Source organism: Mycoavidus sp. SF9855, assembly GCF_024582735.1.
Lineage (GTDB): Bacteria > Pseudomonadota > Gammaproteobacteria > Burkholderiales > Burkholderiaceae > Mycoavidus.
Window position 1 is genome coordinate 533,275 of sequence record NZ_CP102085.1, and the last position, 22,793, is coordinate 556,067.

General features: G+C 50.3%; 18 protein-coding genes and 3 pseudogenes. 16 read left to right on the forward strand and 5 right to left on the reverse strand.

The window, feature by feature from the left end:
• Positions 1-4: 4 nt before the first annotated feature.
• From accC to NQD60_RS02315, 4 genes are all read right to left on the reverse strand, one after another.
• A complete protein-coding gene (gene accC / locus NQD60_RS02300; RefSeq protein ID WP_223693773.1) occupies positions 5-1,372 on the reverse strand; it encodes an acetyl-CoA carboxylase biotin carboxylase subunit in 1,368 nt (455 codons plus the stop codon).
• 16 nt (positions 1,373-1,388) lie between these two features.
• Positions 1,389-1,862 carry an acetyl-CoA carboxylase biotin carboxyl carrier protein gene (accB, locus tag NQD60_RS02305; protein WP_257100895.1) on the reverse strand — a complete coding sequence of 158 codons (474 nt, stop codon included), beginning with the start codon at positions 1,860-1,862 and terminating at the stop codon, positions 1,389-1,391.
• 50 nt (positions 1,863-1,912) lie between these two features.
• Positions 1,913-2,356, reverse strand: a complete 444-nt coding sequence (gene aroQ, locus NQD60_RS02310; RefSeq protein ID WP_257101238.1) for a type II 3-dehydroquinate dehydratase — start codon at positions 2,354-2,356, stop codon at positions 1,913-1,915.
• A gap of 139 nt (positions 2,357-2,495) precedes the next feature.
• Complete coding sequence (locus NQD60_RS02315; RefSeq protein WP_257100896.1) at positions 2,496-3,041, reverse strand: redoxin domain-containing protein; 546 nt, start codon at positions 3,039-3,041, stop codon at positions 2,496-2,498.
• Positions 3,042-3,174: 133 nt separating this feature from the next.
• Here NQD60_RS02315 and mpl point away from each other — a divergent pair, with 133 nt between their 5' ends.
• From mpl to NQD60_RS02375, 12 genes and pseudogenes are all read left to right on the forward strand, one after another.
• Complete coding sequence (mpl, locus tag NQD60_RS02320) at positions 3,175-4,590, forward strand: UDP-N-acetylmuramate:L-alanyl-gamma-D-glutamyl-meso-diaminopimelate ligase (RefSeq protein WP_257100897.1); 1,416 nt, start codon at positions 3,175-3,177, stop codon at positions 4,588-4,590.
• Positions 4,587-6,542, forward strand: coding sequence for an RNB domain-containing ribonuclease (locus tag NQD60_RS02325; RefSeq protein WP_257100898.1), 1,956 nt, complete (start codon positions 4,587-4,589; stop codon positions 6,540-6,542). The genes mpl and NQD60_RS02325 overlap by 4 nt, the downstream gene beginning before the upstream one ends.
• A gap of 2 nt (positions 6,543-6,544) precedes the next feature.
• Positions 6,545-7,402 (forward strand): shikimate dehydrogenase, encoded by an 858-nt coding sequence (gene aroE, locus NQD60_RS02330; protein ID WP_257100899.1) that lies wholly within the window; start codon positions 6,545-6,547, stop codon positions 7,400-7,402.
• Positions 7,403-7,794: 392 nt separating this feature from the next.
• Complete coding sequence (locus NQD60_RS02335) at positions 7,795-8,337, forward strand: hypothetical protein (RefSeq protein ID WP_257100900.1); 543 nt, start codon at positions 7,795-7,797, stop codon at positions 8,335-8,337.
• Between the two features lie 585 nt (positions 8,338-8,922).
• Positions 8,923-9,183, forward strand: a pseudogene (locus NQD60_RS02340) (transposase); the annotation flags it as partial.
• A 365-nt stretch (positions 9,184-9,548) separates the two neighbouring features.
• Positions 9,549-11,024, forward strand: a complete 1,476-nt coding sequence (gene ltrA / locus NQD60_RS02345; RefSeq protein ID WP_368736113.1) for a group II intron reverse transcriptase/maturase — start codon at positions 9,549-9,551, stop codon at positions 11,022-11,024.
• A 79-nt stretch (positions 11,025-11,103) separates the two neighbouring features.
• A pseudogene (locus tag NQD60_RS02350) lies at positions 11,104-12,156 on the forward strand (IS5 family transposase); the annotation flags it as partial.
• A gap of 71 nt (positions 12,157-12,227) precedes the next feature.
• On the forward strand, positions 12,228-12,560 hold the full coding sequence (locus tag NQD60_RS02355) for a hypothetical protein (protein WP_257100902.1): 333 nt from the start codon (positions 12,228-12,230) through the stop codon (positions 12,558-12,560).
• Positions 12,561-12,625: 65 nt separating this feature from the next.
• Complete coding sequence (locus NQD60_RS02360; RefSeq protein ID WP_257100903.1) at positions 12,626-13,759, forward strand: VENN motif pre-toxin domain-containing protein; 1,134 nt, start codon at positions 12,626-12,628, stop codon at positions 13,757-13,759.
• Entirely contained in the window at positions 13,756-14,205 is a 450-nt protein-coding gene (locus NQD60_RS02365; RefSeq protein ID WP_257100904.1) for a hypothetical protein, read from the forward strand. Before NQD60_RS02360 ends, NQD60_RS02365 begins: the two co-directional genes overlap by 4 nt.
• Before the next feature lie 19 nt (positions 14,206-14,224).
• Positions 14,225-14,434, forward strand: a complete 210-nt coding sequence (locus tag NQD60_RS02370; RefSeq protein ID WP_257100905.1) for a hypothetical protein — start codon at positions 14,225-14,227, stop codon at positions 14,432-14,434.
• 321 nt (positions 14,435-14,755) lie between these two features.
• A pseudogene (locus tag NQD60_RS02375) lies at positions 14,756-15,428 on the forward strand (hypothetical protein); the annotation flags it as partial.
• 58 nt (positions 15,429-15,486) lie between these two features.
• Here NQD60_RS02375 and NQD60_RS02380 read toward each other — a convergent pair.
• Complete coding sequence (locus NQD60_RS02380) at positions 15,487-16,674, reverse strand: MFS transporter (protein WP_257100906.1); 1,188 nt, start codon at positions 16,672-16,674, stop codon at positions 15,487-15,489.
• A gap of 148 nt (positions 16,675-16,822) precedes the next feature.
• On the opposite strand from NQD60_RS02380, the gene NQD60_RS02385 reads away from it, so the two are divergent.
• The 4 genes from NQD60_RS02385 to NQD60_RS02400 are packed head-to-tail and all read left to right on the forward strand — an operon-like array spanning position 16,823 to position 22,570.
• Positions 16,823-18,568, forward strand: coding sequence for an IucA/IucC family siderophore biosynthesis protein (locus tag NQD60_RS02385; RefSeq protein ID WP_257100907.1), 1,746 nt, complete (start codon positions 16,823-16,825; stop codon positions 18,566-18,568).
• Positions 18,568-19,515 (forward strand): GNAT family N-acetyltransferase, encoded by a 948-nt coding sequence (locus tag NQD60_RS02390; protein WP_257100908.1) that lies wholly within the window; start codon positions 18,568-18,570, stop codon positions 19,513-19,515. Before NQD60_RS02385 ends, NQD60_RS02390 begins: the two co-directional genes overlap by 1 nt.
• Complete coding sequence (gene iucC / locus NQD60_RS02395; protein ID WP_306438078.1) at positions 19,515-21,257, forward strand: aerobactin synthase IucC; 1,743 nt, start codon at positions 19,515-19,517, stop codon at positions 21,255-21,257. Before NQD60_RS02390 ends, iucC begins: the two co-directional genes overlap by 1 nt.
• Positions 21,254-22,570, forward strand: coding sequence for a lysine N(6)-hydroxylase/L-ornithine N(5)-oxygenase family protein (locus NQD60_RS02400; RefSeq protein WP_257100910.1), 1,317 nt, complete (start codon positions 21,254-21,256; stop codon positions 22,568-22,570). Before iucC ends, NQD60_RS02400 begins: the two co-directional genes overlap by 4 nt.
• Positions 22,571-22,793 lie beyond the last annotated feature (223 nt).

Below are 22,793 nucleotides of genomic sequence, written 5' to 3' on the forward strand. Positions count from 1 at the left end.
TGGGTCATGCCTTTTTTGGGGTGACTTGCAGTTTAGCTGCCAGCTTATTTTCAAGATAATGAATGCTGGTACCCCCGGCAACAAATTTTGCATCGAGCATGAGCTCGCGATGTAATGGAATATTGGTATGAATGCCTTCCACTACCATTTCGGAGAGCGCAATGTGCATCCGGCTAATCGCTTGCTCGCGGGTGACCCCATACGCGATCACTTTCCCAATCATTGAATCATAATGAGAGGGGACAAAATAACCGTTATATGCATGTGAATCGACTCGAATGCCGGGTCCTCCTGGGGTATGCCATGATGTAATGCGGCCAGGCGAAGGCGTGAATTTATACGCATCCTCAGCGTTGATCCGGCATTCGATGGCATGACCTTTGAGCACGACGTCTCGTTGTTTAAAGCGTAATTTTTCGCCCGCAGCGACGCGGATTTGTTCTTGCACGAGATCGATGCCGGTAATCATCTCCGTGACAGGGTGCTCGACTTGTATGCGCGTATTCATTTCAATGAAATAAAATTCATTGTTCTCATATAAAAATTCAAATGTGCCGGCACCGAGGTAGCCCATTTTTTTACATGCTTCTACACAGCGATCGCCAATGCGTTCGACCAGGCGGCGCGGGATATTTGGCGCAGGCGCTTCTTCGATCACTTTTTGGTGACGGCGCTGCATTGAGCAGTCGCGTTCGCCCAGCCAGATGGCGTGCTTGAATGAATCGGCCAAGACTTGGATTTCGATGTGCCGTGGGTTCTCAAGGAACTTTTCCATATACACTTGGGGGTTGCCAAATGCGCGCCCGGCTTCTTCACGGGTCATATTGACGGCGTTAATCAGCGCGGCTTCCGTATGGACCACGCGCATGCCGCGTCCGCCGCCGCCGCCAGCCGCTTTGATAATCACTGGGTAAGTAATTTGCCGCGCAATCTTGATGATTTCTTTCGGATCTTCAGGTAAGGCGCCTTCGGAGCCGGGTACACAGGGTACCGCCGCTTTTAGCATCGTTTGTTTCGCCGATACTTTGTCACCCATTAAACGAATGGTTTCGGGGCGTGGTCCGATAAAGGTAAAGCCTGACTGTTCGACGCGCTCGGCAAAATCGGCGTTTTCCGATAAAAAGCCATAGCCGGGATGAATTGCTTCGGCATCAGTAACTTCAGCTGCGCTAATGATGGCCGGCATATTGAGATAAGACTGCGGGGAAGGTGCGGGTCCAATGCAGACGGCTTCATCGGCTAAGCGCACGTATTTGGCTTCTTTGTCTGCTTCTGAGTAGACAACCACGGTTTTGACACCGAGTTCGCGGCACGCGCGTTGAATCCGTAGAGCGATTTCGCCACGATTGGCGATTAAGATTTTTTCAAACATATGATGTTATCGGCTTTCAAGCAATGACAAATAAGCGTTGCCCATATTCGACAGGTTGGCCATTTTCAACCAAAATTTCTTTCACAACACCTGTTTTATCGGACTCAATTTCGTTGAGTAACTTCATTGCTTCGATGAGGCAAAGTGTTTGGCCTTCTTTGACGCTATCGCCAATTTGCACAAAAGGATCTGAGCCTGGCGATGGCGCGCGATAGAAGGTGCCGACCATCGGTGAAGTCACTACATGACCTGGTAAAACTTCGCTAGGAGTCACTTCTGCGCTTGCTACTGGCGTAGTGTTAGCCGTGACCTCAGTCACGTTACCTTGGATCGGCGCGCTGAACTGCATAGCGGGTCCAGGCGCGGGTAAATAAACGGGTGCCGTATTTTTGACAATCCGAACTTTACCTTCTCCTTCGGTGACTTCTAGTTCAGAAATACAAGATTCCGCTACTAGGTCGATAAGTGTTTTGAGCTTACGTAAATCCATTGATAAGTCCCTATGAAATAATGGCCGCCGTAACAGCGCATAATAACTAATTAGCTTGGCTTAAGTGTATCAAGCGCAAATTCGAGCGCGAATAGATAACTTTGCCATCCAAGGCCGCAAATCACGCCAAGCGCTTGACTTGAAAGAAATGATTGATGCCTAAATGCCTCGCGGCGATGAATATTCGATAAATGCACTTCGATAAATGGAATGTCCACTCCAACGAGTGCATCACGTAGCGCTACACTCGTATGCGTGAGGCCGGCCGGATTGATGACAATGAAATCAATACCTTCAGCCTTGGCGCGGTGCACCCGGTCAATTAATACTCCTTCATGGTTGCTTTGAAAGGTCTCTACTGCGGCGCCTAAGGATTCAGCGCGGTGTTGTAAGCGCTGGTCGATTTCGCTGAGCGTCAGATGACCATATACCTCCGGCTCTCGTGAGCCGAGTAAATTGAGGTTAGGGCCATGCAACACCAGTAGCCGAGCAATCATTTAATATCTAATTTAGAGAAATTGGGCGAACTTTACAGCCGAATGGCGAAGTTTGTCCAGTTTAATAAAAAATAAGCAAGGAAAATCGCTCAGTTAGGAGAAATATATTTTGTACGCAAAACAGCTTAAATGACCATTATAAATTATTAAGTTGTTGACGGAACTCGGCAGCGCTACGGCGACCTAGCGCGGTATAGTGAATTTCTCCTGCTTTATTTAGGATAACGGTGAAGGGTAGTCCACCTTGGGCATTGCCAAAGCCACGCGCCAATTCGATACCGCCGAAACCGGCAATATATAATGGATAAGGCACTTTAACTTTTTGGGTAAATTGCTCGACATGACTGGCTGAATCGACAGCGACGCCGATAAACTGAATACCCGTGCGCGCATATTCATTATAAAGTGCTGACAGCGTTTCGATTTCTTTAATGCAATGCGGGCACCAGGGCGCCCAAAAATGAATCACCAGCGGCTTGCCGCGGTACTGCGCCAGAGATTGTTGGTGGCTGATAGCGGCGGGCGCTAGTGCCGTAGAGCCGGGCAGTTGAGGCAGTTTAGTCTGCCACCAATTGGTTAACGCAGGCGGCGGTACACGATCGCGCGCGCTAGCGTAGAAGGGGACACTTGCCGTCACAGCGACGGCCCATATAACCAAAAATATAAGAGATTTTCGTAACATTTAAATATGATACAGAAAATTTCGCCACATTGACCATGCGCGAGGGTTTTTGCGGTTCACATACCTCAGGTACAATCCTAGGTTTTATCGGCCTTCTGCGGCTGGTCTGAGTTGCGCCCAATTCTGATTCTTTATGCATATTCACATTCTCGGCATTTGCGGCACCTTCATGGGAGGGCTTGCTGTGCTTGCGCGTCAAGCAGGCCATCGGGTGACGGGTTGCGATGTACATGTGTACCCACCGATGAGTACGCAGCTTGCAGCACAAGGCATTGAACTCATCGACGGTTATAGCGCTGACCAACTTGCCTTAAATGCCGATCTTTATGTGGTCGGTAATGTCGTGACGCGCGGCAACCCACTCATGGAGGCGATTCTCGACCAAGGCTTGCCTTACACCTCGGGTCCGCAATGGCTTGGCGAATATGTGCTGTCTAATAAATGGGTCTTGGCAGTAGCCGGTACGCACGGCAAAACAACGACGGCGTCCATCCTTGCTTGGCTGCTCGAGGAGGCTGGACTGAATCCGGGCTTTTTAATCGGCGGCGTGCCATTAAATTTGAATATCTCAGCACGGCTGACGGCATCAAATTTTTTTGTGATTGAGGCAGATGAATATGATACGGCGTTTTTCGATAAGCGCTCTAAATTTATCCACTATCGTCCGCGGACTGTCGTGCTCAATAATCTCGAATACGACCATGCAGACATTTTCCCCGATCTGGCTGCGATTGAAACGCAATTTCATCATTTAGTGCGTACGGTTCCGGCTGCCGGACGGATTATTGTGAATGGTCGCGATGAGGCGCTTGAGCGCGTGCTAACACGGGGTTGCTGGAGTGAGGTTGAACTTTTTGGCGTGGCAGACGGCTGGCAATCGCAGCCGATTGATGAGCGTCCAATTGATCAATCTTTTGCCGTTTGCTGGCAGGCACAGCGAGTCGGCACCGTCAGTTGGCAGAGTTTGGGCGAACATAATCGGCTCAATGCGTTGGCGGCATTGGCCGCGGCGCGCCATGTTGGCGTAGCTCCGGCTGCCGGTGCCGAAGCGTTGGCGCGTTTTGCCGGGATTAAGCGCCGCATGGAAACAGCCGGTTGTGTGGGGGGCATCACTGTCTATGATGATTTTGCTCATCATCCGAGCGCAATTAGCACTACCATTGCTGGCTTGCGCGCGCGTATCGGGGCCCAGGCACGCATTCTGGCTGTGCTTGAGCCCCGCTCAAATACAATGAAATTGGGCGTGATGAAAGCTCTGTTGCCAGCGAGTCTGGCACAAGCTGATCTGATCTTCGCATATGGTGCGCCAGCGGGGCCTGACGCGCTTGGCTGGGATTTGGCTCAAACACTGGCGCCACTTGGTGAGCGCGCTTATGCTTTAAATCATCTTGAGGCGCTGGCGCACGCTGTCATCATGGCAGCGCGGCCAAGCGATCACATCGTGGTGATGAGCAATGGCAGCTTTGGCGGTATTCATACGAAACTGCTTGCAATGCTTTCTGCAAAAGAATGCACGGCAAGCGATTTTGATTTAGGGAAGGGTGTGTGAACGTTTTTTTTGAAGATTCCGGTAGTTTTAAGGCAGGAACTGTATTGTCGCGCCAAAATGAAACGTTGCAAGTTGAATTACTCGGCGGGCGGCGGATTAAGGTAAAAGGCAAAGATGTCTTGCTTGAGTTTTCGGCGCCGACGGCAGCAGAATTGATGCAGTCCGCTGAGACCTGCGCCCAGACCATCGAATTAGATTTTTTGTGGGAGTGCGCGGGTACCGATGAATTTAACTTTGCGGCGCTTGCTGAAGAGTATTTTGGGATGCAGGCCACCTCAGTTGAGCGAGCAGCGCTTGCACTCCGGTTACATAGCGCGCCGGTCTATTTTCGTCGTAAAGGGCGCGGGCAATATCAGCGCGCACCGGAAGAGCAGCTCAAAGCCGCATTGGCCGCTCTTGAGCGGCGTAGTCAACAAGCGGTATTACAGGCCACTTATGAAGCTGAATTAACCGCGCATCGGCTGCCGGCTGCGTTTGAGGGTAAGGTGCTGACGCTATTAACTAAGCCTGACAAAAATTCAATCGAACACAAAGCGTTGGAGGCAGCAGCCAGCGCTTGCGGTACTTCAGTCGCGCAATTAATCCTTGATTGTGGCGCCATTCCTTCTGCGCGTGCATTGCATGAAAGTCGTTTTTTGGCTGAATATTTTCCGCATGGCATCGGCTTTGGGCCAGCCGCTGCGTATTCTGAGCAGCCGGCCGAGAGTATGCTCGCCGAGCGACCTGCTACTGAAATCCAAGCCTTTTCGATCGATGATATCAGCACGACCGAAATCGATGACGCTTTCTCGGTCGAATGGCTAGCAAATGACCGCTTGCGCATTGGCGTACATATTGCAGCGCCGGCTCTTGGCATAGCGCGGGACGACATCATCGACCTGCAGGCGCGCACGCGCCTATCGACAGTTTATGTTCCGGGCGACAAAATCACCATGCTGCCCGCCGCACTGGTCGATACTTTCACTTTACAGGAAGGCGGGCTACGGCCTGTATTGTCGTTTTATACGATTATCGATAGCGCTACGCAAGATATTGTCGTGACTGAGACGCGCGTCGAGCGTGTCTTTATCGCGCACAATCTGCGCCATAATTTGCTTGAGGCGATAGTCACGGCAGAGGCCATTGCAGCGGGAGAGGGCGATTACCCCTATAAAAAAGAGATCGCGGTACTTTGGCCATTCGCGCAAGCGCTCTACGAAAAACGGCAGCAGGCTCGCATCAATTATGGGCTTAAGCGTGAAACACCACGCCACGCAGACTTCAATTTTGCCATCGAAGGTGAATCTGTCTCAATCACCCCGCGCCGGCGTGGCTCCCCGCTTGATCTGATTGTTGCTGAGTTGGCGATTTTAGTGAACAGCAGTTGGGGCGCTTTGTTAGCTAAATATGGTGTGCCAGGTATTTACCGTGCGCAACGCGCCTTTGGTCTCAACCGCACGCGCATGCAAATTGGCCCTGCGCCGCACGAAGGGCTGGGGGTTGAGCAATATGCATGGAGCACCTCACCATTGCGCCGCTATATCGATTTAGTGAACCAATGGCAGCTACTGGCATGTGTGCAACATGGTGTGGCGGCTAAATTGGTGGCGCCGTTTAAGCCGAAAGACGTAGATTTGTACGCGATTGTGCAAAATTTTGAAGATACTTATCAAGCCTATGCGGATCATCAGAACCGGATGGAACGCTTCTGGTGTTTGCGTTGGCTCAAGCAAGAAAAGCGTAAGCGTGTGCTGGCCTCTGTCATAAAAGGCGATTTGGTTAGGTTTGACGAAATCCCACTCTTGCTCCATGTGCCTGGCCTTGGCGTACATGCGCGCGATACCAAGCTTTGGCTCGATATTCTAGCGATAGACGAGCTCAATATTGAAGTTTCATGCCGTCTGTCGCAAGTACTGGAGGTAGGTGAGACACAAGAGAATCTCACAGGCGACGCAGCGGCTAGCTGCGCCTAGATATGCCGGCGCAGACGGTTGATCGCTATGCGGTGATGGGCAATCCGGTGCAACAGAGCCAATCGCCGTTCATTCACGCCCGTTTTGCAGCACAGACAAAACAAAAAATCTGCTACACACGTGTATTAGCGCCGCTTAATGGCTTCGCCGAAACCGCGCAAGATTTTATAGCGCACGGCGGACGCGGCCTAAATATCACCGTGCCATTCAAACTCGACGCATACGCGTTAGCTAATACGCTATCGCCACGCGCAGCGGCTGCGGGTGCGGTGAATACCTTAAGAGTCGATGCGGGCGGCCTCTATGGTGACAATACCGACGGCGTTGGTTTGGTGCGAGACATTGAATCTAACCTAGGACTGGCGCTGGCGGGCCGTCGTGTTTTGCTACTTGGCGCGGGAGGTGCTGCGCGCGGGGTCATATTGCCATTGCTGCAAGCTAAAATCGCTGAAATCACGATTATTAACCGTACTGCTGAGCGTGCGGTTGAGCTTGCTGATCATTTTGCGCAAGCAGCAGCAAACGCCGGGTGTAGATTAATCGGCGGAGGGCAAGAAGCTGCTCAACACGTATTCGATGTTGTGATTAACGCTACTGCCAGCAGCCTTACGGCTGAGCTTCCGGTATTCAATGAGTGCGTGCTCAGTCCAAACACGCTCGCCTACGACATGATGTATGGGCCGCAACCTACTGTGTTTATGAGTTATGCGCAGCGCTATGGTGCACGTATAGCAGATGGACTAGGTATGCTGGTTGAGCAAGCGGCTGAAGCGTTTTTTGTCTGGCGCAATATTCGCCCAAATAGTGCTCCAGTACTTGCTGAATTACGTGCATTGCTTGATCAGAAGCGCACAGATTAAATTCAATTTCTCCAGTTTGGCAAAGGAGTCTTTTGCGGCATACTTGAAGTGATCTCGCGTTATAACTTTATCTTGCGAAAAAAAATAATTGAACTATATTAGATAAAGGTTGTTGCTCTATACCTATAAAAGAAAAATTCAGTATGCATGAGCGGTTAGCTGCTAAGGGATGGGGGACTAGAGATTTTTTGATTTCCTATTGATGTTTGGGGGAGATGCCGATGGATGCGGTGAAAAGGCTTTGCGTGAGATGAAAAAAGTAGTGGTTTTGGTAATTTCTTAAATTTATTCAATGTCTTCCGATTTTTAATTGGACTTTATGGTAAAAATAAATGAAATTATCGTGAAAATTAGATAATTATTTAATCCTTTAACTTTTTCTATCAATAGCAATGAAACGAATTCTTCTATCTATATTTATAATATTTTTTTCCTTTGTGGGTTGTGGCGGAAGTAGCCAGGATAATGATGATACGCATGGAAGGAAAAAAGAAATAGCAGAAATTACCGGTGATACAGATGAAGGTGAAATTAATAAGTTAGTGCTAAGATTTAGGAAAAATGCACCTCATGTGAGAAAAAGTTTAATGGAGCCTATAGGAAGTATAGCGGAAGAAGTTATACTGCTGTTCGCTCGACAATTTGAAATTATGCAAGAAATTTCAACTGCGGAAAATAGGCCATCACCTACAGAATTAAATAAAATGGATCAAGATATCGCTCAATTAATCGAGGAAGTAGATAAAGTAAGATCAGAAATTCAAGAAATTGATAAATATAATTCAGAAGCATTAGATAAATTAAATGGATTAATATATCTCGCACAAGAAAATTTGAAGGGACTTGATGAATTGTGTCCTAATTTAAACCTATTGCGCGAACGGTTTAAAAATTCAGGCAGGGTAGCTTCTGTGTTTTGTGCTCCTGCAGCTTGAGGAAAATATAAATTTACACTCCATTTGTTTTTTTAGAGATGCATTAAGAATTTACAGGGATAGAGTAAACCCTGATTTAAATCGTATTGAGTAAGCAATTATTAATGAGAAAGCTGAGTTTTATAAGATTATTGAAAATTAATTGACGAATATTTTTTTAAGAAATTTTACTCAAATAATATTTAGTCAATGGTACACAAAAAAATTAAAATATTTGCCTCTCTCTACTCAATATTGAAATTGTTTTCTAATCCAGGCTGGATTAATAGATTTGTGGAATTTTTCGATTAAATAATTGGATGTTATTTAATCTAGGTTTTCAAGTGCTGCAGATGTAGACTTGGATATAATAATGAAAATATTAGAGAGTGCGGAGCGGGGACCTGAAATCTTATATTTCTTTACGTATCATAAGGCAGTGGCAATGCTATTTGAATTGTACAAAGATTATAGGCTTAACTAGTCGACCCTGAATAACTCGTAAGCTCTTATGTGGTAAAGGTTTTTCGTCGAAACAGAGTGGCACAAATTGCAATAAAATGGCATATTAAGAAAATAAATCTTGCAATTTGTGATGAGGCAAAAATGGGTCCAAAGGCAACGGCGAGCACAGGAGATTTATTCCGGTATCCGCTAAACGAACAGATCAATATGAAGCATCCGTTGGTGCGACTGGCGGGTTTAATCAACTGGGATCAGCTTAGCGTGTTGATGAGTGAGAGCTTCACCTCAAATAGAGGCCGACCTGCGACCTCGCCACGGCTCATAGCAAGCTTACTGTATCTGCAATACGCATTCAATTTGTCTGATGAAGAAGTGGTGTTGGGTTGGCTGGAAAACCCCTACCATGTGCGCCGGGAGACCGGCAAGGTGTCGGTGGTGAAAGTCCACTACGATGAAGGCGTAGCAAGCCACATCGCCCCCAAGCCGTGCGCAGGCATCCGCGAGGAGGTCAGCGAAGCGTCGGTAGGGGTACATATAGGCCAGCCATGGAGCCACGAAATGGTTCATATCCCGGATGCTGACGCGATGTGGTACGCGGAAAGCTATACGAGCAGGCGCGATATTGCGAGTGTCTGTCGATCCGGCGTGGTCGAAGACCCTGGCATGTATGCAAGCACCTTGCATGGGAACCGGGAGATCTCATGCCTGACCTGGTGGAAATGTAATCGCCAGGCCCGCATCGGGAAGGTGAGGAGCCGAAACCGATGATGCACGGGCATGAGAAGTCAGACTCCGCCATAGTAGCTATGAAACCTGCGAACAAAGCTGCAACAAAAGCTGCGGAGCGGGCGGAGCCAAGGGCGGGGACCAAGAGGAACATGAGCCAAACTCACACGTGCCGGGCGCAGAACCGGGGGAGCGTGTCACAGGGATTGGAGCGTGTACGAGAGTTAGCGAAACGGCATAAGAAGATGCGTTTTACCACATTGCTCCATCACCTCACGGTAGACCGCTTAAGAGAGGCATTTTATGCACTCAAACGCAAGGCAGCGCCAGGGGTAGATGGAACGAGGTGGCAAGACTACGAGGCAGGACTAGAAGAGCATCTTCAGACTTTGCATAAGCGAGTACATACGGGAAGCTATCGTGCCCAGCCAGTGCTGCGTCGGTACATACCTAAGAGCGATGGCAATCTCAGACCTCTAGGAATAGCAGCACTAGAAGATAAGCTTGTGCAGAGTGTGATGGTAGATATACTCAATGCCATCTATGAAGAAGACTTCTTGGGTTTCTCATACGGATTCCGACCAGGACGCAGTCAACATGATGCGCTGGACGCAGTAGCAGCAGCAATACAGCAGAGACCGGTGAACTGGATTCTGGACGCAGACATACGAAACTTCTTCGACTCAGTTAATCGAAAATGGTTAATCCGTTTTGTAGAACATCGTGTTGCAGACCCTCGAGTTATTCGCTTAATTAGCAAATGGCTGGAGGCAGGAGTACTGGACAAAGGACAATTGCTGGTGGTCCAAACCGGTACCCCCCAGGGGTCAGTGATTTCGCCATTATTAGCGAATATATACTTGCATTATGTATTCGATATATGGGTAAATAGCTGGCGACATCGATGCCCACGAGGGCAAGTGATAGTCTCGCGGTATGCTGACGATACAGTGTTGGGATTTCAGTATGAAGAAGATGCATTACTACTCAAACAAGCGCTTGAACAGCGTTTGGAGAAGTTTGATCTCATGCTACACCCCAAGAAGACCCGATTGTTGGAGTTCGGACGATATGCCACCGAACGGCGACAACGCAAAGGACTTGGAAAGCCAGAGACGTTTACCTATTTGGGGTTCACTCACATAAGTGGCACGTCACGTAGCGGCGCTTTCCAACTCAAACGCTCAAGCCGTAAGGATAGGATGCGCGCAAAGCTTCAGCAAGTAAAAGAGCAAATGCGCAGAAGAATGCATGAGTTGATTGCCTCACAAGGGCGATGGCTCGCGCAGGTCGTTCGAGGCTACTTCGCATACCATGCGGTGCCAACCAACATGAAGGCGCTGCGTGCGTTTAGACACAGTATTATGCATCTCTGGCGGCGGACGCTACGGCGACGCAGTCAAAAGGATAATATGACGTGGCAACGTATACAGCGGCTAGCTAACGAGTGGCTACCTCAACCAAGGATTCTTCACGAATGGCCGGATCGCCGATTTGCCGTCAAATACTCAAGGTAGGAGCCGAATGCCCGAATTGGGCACGTTCGGATCTGTGCGGGGGGTATCAGGTAACTGGTATTCCTACCGCGATCAATTTTTTACAGGGGAAACGTACCTCCAAACCGAGGCGCCGATTGACCCGTCAAGTCTAACGCGTTGGCGTAATCGGCTGGGTGAAGCGGGCGTAGAAGAGCTATTAGCGGAGACGATCGAAGCGGCCAAACGTAGTGATGTCATCAAAGCGTCGAGCGTAAAACGAGTCATCGTTGACACCACGGTGATGGAGAAAGCGATAGCGCATCCAACCGACTCGCGACTCCTAGAGCGTTGCCGAGAGCACCTGGTGAAAGCGGCGGAACAACATGGCTTAAAGTTACGGCAAAACTACAACCGAGTCGCGCCCCGCCTATCAATCCAAATCGGCCGCTATGCGCACGCGAAGCAGCACAAACGAATGAACAAGGCGTTGAGCACCCTGCGTTCGCGAGTGGGACGAGTGATGCGTGACGTTGAAAGACAAATCGAGTCAGTGGCCGAGCAAGGGCGTGAAGCATTGCGAGAGTTGATATCCCGTACGAAACGAATCATTTCGCAAAGGCGCAAGGACAAAGACAAACTCTATGCTCTGCATGCCCCGGAAGTGGAGTGTATTGCCAAGGGCAAGGCGCGTAAGCCCTACGAGTTCGGTGTGAAAGTGTCGATCACGACGACTCATCAGGAGGGGCTGGTGGTTGGCGCACGCTCGATGCCAGGAAATCCCTACGACGGTCATACGCTGGCCGAGGCGCTAGAACAGGCAGCGATCTTAAGTGATGTGACTCCAGAGGTTGCCATCGTTGATCGGGGTTACAAAGGAATTGCGATAGAGGGTGTAAAAATCTATCACTCTGGCATGCGTCGGGGTATTACCCGTACGCTAAGCGCGATCATCAAACGACGCAGTGCCATCGAGCCCACTATTGGTCATATGAAAGCGGATGGGAAGCTCGGTCGAAATTGGCTTAAAGGGGCATTAGGCGATGCCATGCACGCTGTGCTCTGTGGCGCTGGGCATAACTTACGAATGATCCTCAGAAAGCTTCGGCTTTTTTACGTCTTTCTTTTATCCGTTTTATTCTGTCATACCTTTGCTGTTGCTTTGAGTTTTTAGATCAAATAGTACGTAAAACGATTTATTCAGGACCGACTAAGTAAAAATGGAAATATTTTAAGAGGTGGGAAATGAGATATTTTAATAATTCAAAACCAATGAATAAGGCTCTGATTGAGGCAAAGCTTTCATCTGGAAATGTAGAGGAAATATGTAATGCTTTAGTGGCTATGGCTTTTTATGAATCTGATTGGAAGTGGGCTCAAGAAAAATTCCTGGCTTTATTAGATGACGATAATCCTAAAATCAGCGGAATATCAGCAACTTGCTTGGGACATATCGCAAGAATTCACCGTAAGCTAGATAAAGAAAGAGTTATAAATATTCTGCGTAATAAAATAGGCAATAGTGCTATATCTGGAAGGGTTCAGGACGCTTTAGATGATATAGAAATTTTTGTATAGTTTATCTTTGCGGATTAATTATTAACTAATTGGTGTGATCAAAGGCCGGCGCGCACACTGAGATCGTGGGAACATTGGGCCGGGAAGCGAATGCATTTATTGCCAATAGAGCCAGAGAAGCAGATCGTAAAATTCAGCAAGCTGAACATCAAGAAGCGCTTGCGAATGAAAATGAATTGATGTCTGTAGAGCAGCGGCAGGCGTTACGTGAGACTGCAACTGAATTACGCTCGCAGGCGCAAGCACTGAATAAGCAATGGGGGCCAGGTGGAACCTACCGTCGAGTGCTCACAGCCGTTACCGCAGCCGCGTCTGAAAATGTGACTGGGACGACGGCACAGTTTGTGCAATCAACGGTGGTGAATTATTTACAAAGCTTAGGTGCAGAAAAAATAAAAGAGATTTCAGATAATTTAAACAGTGAAGGTGTGCGCGCAGCTTTGCATGGGACATTGGCTTACGGCAGCGCTGCTGTGCAGGGGCAAGAGGGAGGTTCGGCAGCCTTAGGAGCAAGTGCGAGTGTATTGGTGAGCAACCTGCTGGGTTCAGTGGATGGTCTTTCTGCACAAGAAAAGGAGGCGCGTAAAAATTTAGTAACGGGGCTAGTGGCGGGAATTGCAGCAGCAAGTGGCGCAGATGCGGCATTAGCGCAGAATGCGGCGCAAATTGAAGTGGAAAATAATCAGTTGGCGCCACCTCCCCAAGCACTGCCACCGATGGGGAGGCCCATGGTGCCATTGCAACCATTTCGAATTCCAGGGAGAGAGCGGCATGAAGGTGAGGAGATACCGCTGTTTGGGGGCGCGCCTGATCGATCAAGGGATAGAGCGCGGCCATTAGTGAGTCCTAGAGAGGCTCAACAAGGAGTCGAACCAATAACTACGCCGATGAATGAGGAGGTGGGTGCGTACGGGAATGCGATTTTTAGTGAGGCCCCAAAAGAGGAGGCTGCAGTTGTTGATATTAAGCAGATGCTCACTAATCAAGAAATTAAAGCTATTCGCTCTTATGAAAAACTTATTACCGAGCACGAACAAAAACTAAAATGGTTCAAAGAAAATATGACTACCAAACCAGGAATGGAAGGTCTAGCACCAGATATTGTTTCAAAACAACAAGAGGCACGCATAAGACACTTAGAAAAAGAAATTAAAACATTTTCTGATAATATAGATAAAATAAAAGGACGCGGTAAATGAGCACCAATCTAGTAAAGCACAGTAGGAATTGTGAATTAATTATTTCATCTTTTGATGACTTTAATTTAACGAGCATTATTAAAGATAGAGAGCTTGTCTGTTTACTTATAGTAAACAATTTTTTTGATAAAGAGAAAATTTTACATCTTGTTAAAAAAATTATTGATCTTGGCGCAGTATTTTTCTTAACTTATGGTAAATTTTCAGATGAAGTCCATGATTTAATTGATAAAATCATAGAGGGTGACAATGATAGAGATCTTTCTTACATTGCCACGACCTCACATAAAAATGAGGAAATAAAAGATATTTCATATTTTTTTATCCGATCTACATATTTAGATCCTAAGGAGTATCGTTGTCTGGCACTTTTCGATAGATACGACTCTGAATCTATGGAATTGCAGTCTGAGTTAATGAAAGTATTAGACGAAGGTTATCAATGATAATTAGGTATTGTTTTTGATGGAAAATAATAAATTAGGGAAAATGTTATCGACGATCTTTAACCAAACTGAAATTGAGGCCGGCTTTGAGATCGTAGGAGCATTGAGCCGAGAAGCGAATGCGTTTATTGCGAATAGAGCAAGAGAAGCGGATCGTAAAATTCAGCAAGCTGAGCATCAAGAAGCGCTTGCGAATGAAAATGAATTGATGTCTGTAGAGCAGCGATAGGCGTTATGTGAGACTGCAACTGAATTACGCTCGCAGGCGCAAGCACTGAATAAGTAATAGGGGCCAGGTGGAACCTACCGTCAAGTGCTCACAGCCGTTACCGCAGCCGCGTCTGAAAATGTGACTGGGACGACCGCACAGTTTGTGCAAAGCGGCGTGCTGAATCTGGAGCGATCAATGAAGGCAGCCCAGCCCATGCAGCACTGCACGCGTTAGTTGGACTAGGCGGCGCCGCGGCATTGAATCAAAGCATGAGCGCCGGTGCGATAGGTGGGGCTGTATCGAGCATTTTAACGCATGCATTTAGTCCAACTCATCCAGATGAAACACGCTCAGAAATTACGGTATCCGCTAAACGAACAGATCAATATGGAGCATCCGTTGGTGCGACTGACGGGTTTAATCAACTAGGATCGGCTTAGCGCGTTGATGAGTGAGAGCTTCATCTCAAACAGAGGTCGACCTGCGACCTCGCCGCGGCTCATAGCAGGCTTGCTGTATCTGCAATACGCGTTCAATTTTAGAGCGTTGCCGAGAGCATTTGGTAAAAGCGGCGACCCAATACGGTTTAAAGTTACGGCAAAACTACAACCGAGTCGCGCCGCGTCTATCAATTCAAATCAGTCGTTATGCGCACGCGAAGCAATTCAAACGGATGCACAAGGCGTTGGGCACACTGCGTTCGCGAGTGGGACGAGTGATGCGTGACGTTGAGCGACAAATCGGGTCGGTGGCCGAGCAAGGGCGTGATGCATTGCGAGAGTTGATTGTGCGTAAAAAACGAATCATTTCGCAAAGGCCCAAGGATCAAGACAAACTCTATGCTCTGCATGCTCCGAAAGTGGAGTGCATAGCCAAAGGCAAGGCGCGTAAGCCGTACGGGTTTGGTGTAAAAGTGTCGATCACAACGACTCACCAGGAAGGGCTAGTGGTTAGCGCACGCTCGATGCCAGGAAATCCCTATGACGGTCATACACTGGCCGAAGCGCTAGAATAGGCCGCGATCCTCAGTGATGTGACGTTAGAAAAACTATTTATTCAGGATTAACTCATTAGCCTTTACGCCATAGCCAGCCGCTGAGCAGAAGGAAAGCCATGGCCATCAGCAGGGCGGTGTTAATCAGATAATATTCACCATAAATGCGGGATACCAACGGGACTAAGAGCGCGCTTAATCCATAGCCGAGCGTATGGCTGGTGGCGATAACCCCCGCCCCTTTACCGGTCGAAAGGCGTGCATTAAGCAGCAGCTGATAGCCAGGTGTTGCTATCGCCGCACCGAAAGAAGTCACAGCGATACCGCAATAAAACACCGCCAGCTGCGCTATCAACATCATGCCAAGCCCGGCTACCATCAACAGTGCCGCCAACCATAGCAACGTCATCGCCTTAAAGCGCTGCGGACGCACCACCAGAAACTGCGCTAGTAGAGTACTCGCCGCTGCCAGGCTCAGTAGCAGAGCCACATGATGGCTAACCCGCGCGGCTTCGCCTACAAATGGTTTCAGGTGCGGAGCCAGCCCAAGCTGCATCAGGCTGATACAGGCCGCCAGTAGCAGAGCCAGCAGCAGATAAGGCAACATTGTTATCTGCAAGCGGGTGGACTGATGCGCAGCCGGCGGTAAAGGAGGATCGTTTGGCTGACGCATAATCAACAAAAAAGCTAGGAACGGAGCAACCGCCATCAGCCACAATGGCGCCTGCGGATGGAAGTTCAATGTCGCTACCGCCAAAGGAGGCCCCAGCAGACGCCCGCAACTCAGCCCTGAACTGATGGTAGCTAGCGCCGCCATACGGTTTTTAGGCCCCGACCGCTGTATCGCCCACGTCTGCGCCGCCGGCACCATGCCGGACACAGTCAGGCCGTACAATGCACGTGAAACGATCAATCCCGTCACTCCCCAGAAGGCACTGACGAGCCCCGTCGTCATCCCCCACACGACCAGCGCCATCACAGCAAAACTGACCAGATAGCCGCTAAGTGCGGCCAGCACCACTGACTTGCAGCCACGAATTTCTGACTGTCGTCCCCACCAGGGCGACGCGGGAAGAAACAGCATTGAACCGAACATCAGTAACCCCGCCCAGACAGAAAGCGACAAACCGGTCATCTCTACCAACTGGGGCAAAACTACCAGTAAACCGTTTTGACCGATACCAAGTAGTCCGGCGCATAAAGCAAGCGACCAGCTAGCTTTCGGAGTGCTTCCACGCTTTAGAACTTCAGGAGATGCGCTCATACAATCGTTAAATAGAGTGTCCGTAAATGTGAGGAGATTATGAAGTTAACGCAAAAAATATTGCAGAAATGTTGCCATCGCGGCTCACAATTGTTAGAGTATATATACTAATAAATAATTATCAACACTATCTGAGTGAGATTTCATTATGCATTCCTATTTCTGTCCCGCTGGTACAGACGTTGCGGCCCAGTGTTTTTTGAACGCGCTGTTGCGCGAAACCCAGAACTGGGAGCGTTTGCCCGCTAATGCATCAGATGAGCCTGCACAAATACTCATTCCTCTTTCTGCCAGGCAGGCTCTACGAGTTTCGGTTCGCTATTTCTCTCCGACACAACACCATCAGTATTGTTTCCCCGCGCAACTTATCAATACCGATGACAGCCGGGGTGAAGACGTTGATTTTGAAAAAATGGTGTCGCTTATCCTTGCAAATCCTGCAGTGAAAGGGGAACTTGCGGATGAGGTAATCGCGCGCTTCAAAAGCCGTGTTCAGGAAAGTCACAAGTATACCTGGCAGGCCATAGATCTTCGCCACGATTGGGCACAGCAACTGCGCCATAAGCCATTGAACTTTGCCGAAGCCGAGCAGGCGTTACTGGTAGGCCACGCTTTCCATCCGGCCCCTAAATCCCACCAGCCGCTTAACGAAACCGAAGCGCGCCGTTACCTCCCGGCTTTTGCACCACGTTTCCCGTTGCGCTGGTTTGCCGTGGATAAGGCTTTTGTGGGAGGGGACAGCCTCATGATGCCCCTGCGTGCCAGGCTGCTGCGCTTTGCCGAACAGAGTGCGCCGGAACTGCTCAGTTATTTTACCGACGACCGCTGGCTGGTGCCGATGCACCCTTGGCAGGCGGAATATCTGCTTACACAAAGCTGGTGCCAGCAACTCCTGGAAAGTGGTGCGCTGAACGATTTGGGGGAAGCAGGCGCAAGCTGGCTACCAACCAGTTCCGCACGTTCGCTCTACAGCGAAACCAACAGTGACATGATCAAATTCTCTCTCAGCGTGCGCCTTACTAACTCAGTCCGCACGTTGTCAATGAAGGAAGTGGAACGCGGTATGCGCCTGGCACGCCTAGCGCATACTCCACGTTGGCAGGAGTTGCAGGCGCGCTATCCGACCATGCGCATTATGCAGGAAGATGGCTGGGTAGGCCTGCGTGATGTAGAAGGCCAGTTGCAGGAAGAAAGCCTGATGGTACTGCGCGTCAACCTTCTATTCGCAACGCCTCAAACGCAAACCAACGTGCTGGTCAGCCTGACCCAGGCCGCTCCCGATGGCGGCGACAGTCTGCTGGTCGAAGCCGTTCGCCGGCTCAGCCAGCGTCTGAATTTGCCGCTGGCTCAAGCTGCCCGTTGCTGGCTGGAAGCCTACTGTAACTGTGTTCTGCTGCCGCTGTTCAGTGCCGAGGCGGACTACGGGCTGGTGCTGCTGGCCCATCAGCAAAACATTCTCGTGGAAATGCATGAGGATCTGCCCGTTGGCCTGCTCTATCGCGACTGCCAGGGCAGTGGCTTCACCGAAGGCGCCGATGAATGGCTCGCCGAAGTGGGGGAGAGTGAAGCCGAAAACCGCTTCAGCGAAAGCCAGTTACTGCGCTACTTCCCCTATTACCTGCTGGTGAACTCAACCCTTGCCGTAACTGCGGCACTCGGCGCTGCCGGGTTCGAAAGCGAAGAAAACCTGATGGCGCAGGTTCGTGAGGCGCTTCTTAAACTGCGCCGTAAAGTGAAGCAAACCCGCTGTCTGGATTACGTGCTCGACAGCCAGCACTGGAACTGCAAAGGCAACTTCTTTTGCTATCTGCATGACCACAACGAAAACACTATCGCCGACCCGGCGGTCATCTACTTTGATTTCAGCAACCCGTTCTATAAGGAGAAAGCGTGATGCCGCACGCGAGCATTGTTCATGACGGTTATGGTTTCCGCTGCACTCAAATCGATACTGCGCTCCCGCTGACGCTGGGGTTTGATGGCAGCGCAGTACTCCAGCGTATGCCATCACCGCCCGAGGGTTGGCTTGTCGAAGCGCTGGATCAGCTCTTTGTCGTGGCTCCTCAGCTTACCGGTATCACCCTTCCCTGGGCGGACTGGCGTGATGAGCCACAGGCACAGGTGCTGTTCACTCTTGCGCAAAGTGATTATCTAGCACGAGAAACCTTCTGGCAGATGCCGCTCTGGTTGCGTGGCGAGCGCCAGACCGCTAGCAGCAAGATGCAGTACGACGAAACTCGCCAGCTCTATTTTCCAGTGCGCCCGGCGCGCCCACAGGGTGAGGTTTATCGTCGCTACGACGTACAGATTAAGCGAACTATCAGTTTCCGTCTGGCGGACGTGGAACAAGACGCAGAGCGTTTTACCTGCTGGATGAATTCACCACGCGTGAATGCTTTCTGGGAGATGGCAGGACCGCAGGCAGAACAGGAAAAATATCTGCATCGCCAGCTTGATTCTTTGTACTGCTACCCACTTATCGGATGTTTTGACGATGAGTCCTTCGGCTATTTCGAAGTCTATTGGGCGCCGGAAGATCGTATTGGTCGTCACTATCGCTGGCAGCCGTTTGACCGCGGTCTGCATATGCTGGTGGGCGAAGAAAAATGGCGTGGCGCGCAGTACATCCGCAGTTGGCTGCGCGGGCTGACCCATTATCTGTGGCTCGATGAATCACGTACCACACGCATTGTGGCTGAACCTCGTTTTGACAATCAGCGCCTGTTCCGCCATCTGCCAATCGCCGGTTATGAGAAGCTCAAAGAATTCGATTTCCCGCACAAACGCTCGCGTCTTGTGATGTGCCAGCGTAACCACTTCTTCAGCGAGGTGGGCCTGTGATGCTGGAATTGTGGAACCAGGTCAACCGCGAGATGGTAGCGAAGATCCTCGCGGAACTGGAATACGAACGTACACTCAGCGCCCATGAAGAAAACTACGGTCGCTGGACGGTTCAGTTAGGTGATGAAACCTGGCAGTTTAGCGCAAAGCGCGGCATCTGGGGCTGGCTGCATATCGATTCACAGACCCTTACCAGCAACAGCGGCAATCCCATCGAAGCGGAAAGCGCGCTGCGTCAGCTTGCCATGGTGTTGAAAATGAACGATGCTCAGACCGCAGAGCATCTGGAAGATCTCTACGCCACGCTGCGCGGAGATTTACAGCTATTCGAAGCACGCAAGGCATTAAATGCTGATGCGCTTATCGCTCTCGATCCTGACGAACTTCAATGCCTGCTTTGCGGCCACCCGAAGTTCATCTTCAACAAGGGCCGCCGAGGTTGGGGGCTGGATGCGCTAAGACAGTATGCACCAGAATACCGTGGACGTTTCCGTCTGCATTGGGTTGCCGTACGCCGTGACCTGCTGGCGTGGAGTGCTAACGAAGAGTGTCACACCAACACTCTGCTGGCAAGTGCGATGGACAGCACTGAACGCGAGCGCTTCAACCAATGCTGGCAGACGCTGAACCTTGACGGTAATTGGCTGCCAGTGCCGCTGCATCCGTGGCAGTGGCGACAGAAAATTGCCATTCATTTCTTGCCCCAACTGGCGCGCGGTGAGATAGTAGAACTTGGCGAATTTGGCGATGAATATCTAGCGCAGCAGTCGCTGCGCACCCTGACTAACGCCAGCCGCAACGTGCGTTTTGACATCAAACTGCCGCTCACCATTTACAACACTTCCTGCTACCGCGGTATTCCCGGCAAATATATTACAGCCGGTCCGTTAGCATCACGCTGGCTGCAGCAGCAATTTGCACAGGACGCCACGCTGAGAAATGTGGGCGCACAAATCCTCGGCGAACCTGCAGCTGGCTATCTGGCGCATACCGGTTACTCGGCGCTGCCCAAAGCGCCCTATCGTTACCAAGAAATGCTCGGTGTCATCTGGCGCGAAAATCCTTCCTGCTATCTGCAAGAAGGTGAACAGGCGGTGATAATGGCAGCACTGATGGAAACGGATAACGCAGGTTACCCGCTGATAGGTGCCTGGATAAAGCGATCAGGCCTCAGCGCTGAGGCCTGGCTTACAAAAATGTTCCAAGCGGCCGTCATTCCGTTCTACCACCTGATATGCCGCTACGGCGTGGCGCTGATTGCCCATGGGCAGAACGTCACGCTGATCATGAAAGGCCACATCCCGCAACGCATTTTGCTGAAAGATTTTCAGGGGGATATGCGTCTGGTGGATGAAGATTTCCCAGAAGCAGCTTCGCTCCCCCTGCAGGTGAAAGACGTGACGGCACGCCTGAGTGCCGACTACCTGATCCACGACCTGCAAACCGGCCACTTCGTAACTGTGCTGCGCTTTATTTCACGCCTGACGGAACAGTGTAGCGTCAGCGAAACCCGCTTCTATCAACTTCTGGCTGGCGTTTTACAGAGCTATATGGCTCAGCATCCGCAAATGGCGGAGCGCTTTGCGCTGTTTGATTTGTTTAAACCGCAAATCCTTCGCGTGGTGCTCAACCCGGTAAAACTCACCTTCTCCGAACAAGATAGTGGCAGCCGTATGTTACCGAACTACTTAACCGATCTAGATAACCCTCTTTACCTGGTCACCAGGGAGTCCGCACAATGAAAATGTATGATTTCATCGGTATTGGTATTGGCCCGTTTAACCTCAGCGTAGCTGCGCTTGCCGAAGGGCTTGAAGGCTTCAGTTCGCTGTTCCTTGAGCGCAAACCGCACTTTTCCTGGCACCCAGGCATGATGGTTCCGGACTGCTATATGCAGACCAGTTTCCTGAAAGACCTAGTGAGCGCGGTGAAGCCCACCAACCGCCACAGCTTTATCAACTATCTGGTACAGCGTAAAAAGTTCTATCGTTTCCTGACCACTGAACAGCGCACCGTTTCGCGTGAAGAGTTTGCGGACTACCTGTGCTGGGCGGCGAGAAATCTGGATAATCTCTCCTTCAGTCAGCAAGTACAGCAGGTCAGTTTTGATGACAAAGTCGGGCTGTTTAACGTGAAGACCCAGCGCGGCTACTACCGCGCGCGCCATGTGTGCCTCGGCATTGGAAAGCAGATCAACCTGCCGGCTTGCGTTACGGAGCAGAGCGACCGCTGCTTCCACGCAAGCGAGATGATGCTGCGCACGCCTTCGCTTGCCGGTAAACGCGTAACAGTGGTGGGCGGCGGCCAGAGCGGCGCGGATCTTTTTTTAAATATTCTCCGCAGTGAATGGGGGCAGCCTGCCGAACTCAACTGGGTGTCACGCCGCAACAACTATAACGCGCTGGACGAAGCCGCTTTTGCCAACGAGTACTTTACCCCGGAGTACATGGAGAGCTTCTCAACGCTTGGTGACAGTGCCCGCCGCCGGATGCTGGCCGAACAGAAAATGACTTCCGATGGGATCACCACCGAATCCCTGCTTGCCATTTATCGCGCCATATATCACCGCTTTGAAGTGCTGCGCGAAAAACCCTGGATACGGCTGATGCCATCGCGCTCAGTTACCCGCGTGACGCCGAGCCGTGAGAACCAGCGTTTAACGCTGCACCATCACGTTGACAATGGCGAAGAGCAGTTGGACACTAACGTGGTGATTTTCGCCACCGGCTATCGCACTGCGCGCCCTGCGTTCCTCGAGCCACTGGCACACCGCCTGCACCTGAACCGCGAGGAAGAGTACCAGGTGAATACCGATTTTACCCTCGATTGGGACGGTCCGCAGGAAAATCGCCTGTTTGCCGTGAATGCCGGGATGCACAGCCTCGGCATTGCAGAGCCTCAGCTCAGCCTGATGGCCTGGCGCTCTGCACGAATTCTTAACCGTGTGCACCCGGACGAACCGTTTGAGCTGACGACCACTCCTGGCGTTATCCATTGGCACAGTACATCAAGGCACAGTGAGAGCGAACACAGTGAGAGTGAAGCTACAATTTGACCGCATATGTACTAGTCGCGATTTGATCTGACAGTTACCTGATTTGAAAGATGCAGTTGTCAGCTGAGCTCAGAACTAGTACATATAAATAATAAAAACCGTTTATATAGTGGATTACGTTTTAAATATAACCAAGAAAGATGCGACCTAATGGGGGCGGCTACGCAGTTTATGCAAGCAACTGCATCCTTTACAAAGTTTTGATCTGCAAAGGATACCGCCT

Coding starts and splice junctions, on each gene's coding strand:
- accC (WP_223693773.1), bottom strand. CDS start 1,372: ATGTTTGAAAAAATCTTAATCGCCAATCGTGGCGAAATCGCTCTACGG.
- accB (WP_257100895.1), bottom strand. CDS start 1,862: ATGGATTTACGTAAGCTCAAAACACTTATCGACCTAGTAGCGGAATCT.
- NQD60_RS02315 (WP_257100896.1), bottom strand. CDS start 3,041: ATGTTACGAAAATCTCTTATATTTTTGGTTATATGGGCCGTCGCTGTG.
- mpl (WP_257100897.1), top strand. CDS start 3,175: ATGCATATTCACATTCTCGGCATTTGCGGCACCTTCATGGGAGGGCTT.
- aroE (WP_257100899.1), top strand. CDS start 6,545: ATGCCGGCGCAGACGGTTGATCGCTATGCGGTGATGGGCAATCCGGTG.
- NQD60_RS02335 (WP_257100900.1), top strand. CDS start 7,795: ATGAAACGAATTCTTCTATCTATATTTATAATATTTTTTTCCTTTGTG.
- ltrA (WP_368736113.1), top strand. CDS start 9,549: ATGCACGGGCATGAGAAGTCAGACTCCGCCATAGTAGCTATGAAACCT.
- NQD60_RS02355 (WP_257100902.1), top strand. CDS start 12,228: ATGAGATATTTTAATAATTCAAAACCAATGAATAAGGCTCTGATTGAG.
- NQD60_RS02365 (WP_257100904.1), top strand. CDS start 13,756: ATGAGCACCAATCTAGTAAAGCACAGTAGGAATTGTGAATTAATTATT.
- NQD60_RS02370 (WP_257100905.1), top strand. CDS start 14,225: ATGGAAAATAATAAATTAGGGAAAATGTTATCGACGATCTTTAACCAA.
- NQD60_RS02380 (WP_257100906.1), bottom strand. CDS start 16,674: ATGAGCGCATCTCCTGAAGTTCTAAAGCGTGGAAGCACTCCGAAAGCT.
- NQD60_RS02385 (WP_257100907.1), top strand. CDS start 16,823: ATGCATTCCTATTTCTGTCCCGCTGGTACAGACGTTGCGGCCCAGTGT.
- NQD60_RS02390 (WP_257100908.1), top strand. CDS start 18,568: ATGCCGCACGCGAGCATTGTTCATGACGGTTATGGTTTCCGCTGCACT.
- iucC (WP_306438078.1), top strand. CDS start 19,515: ATGCTGGAATTGTGGAACCAGGTCAACCGCGAGATGGTAGCGAAGATC.
- NQD60_RS02400 (WP_257100910.1), top strand. CDS start 21,254: ATGAAAATGTATGATTTCATCGGTATTGGTATTGGCCCGTTTAACCTC.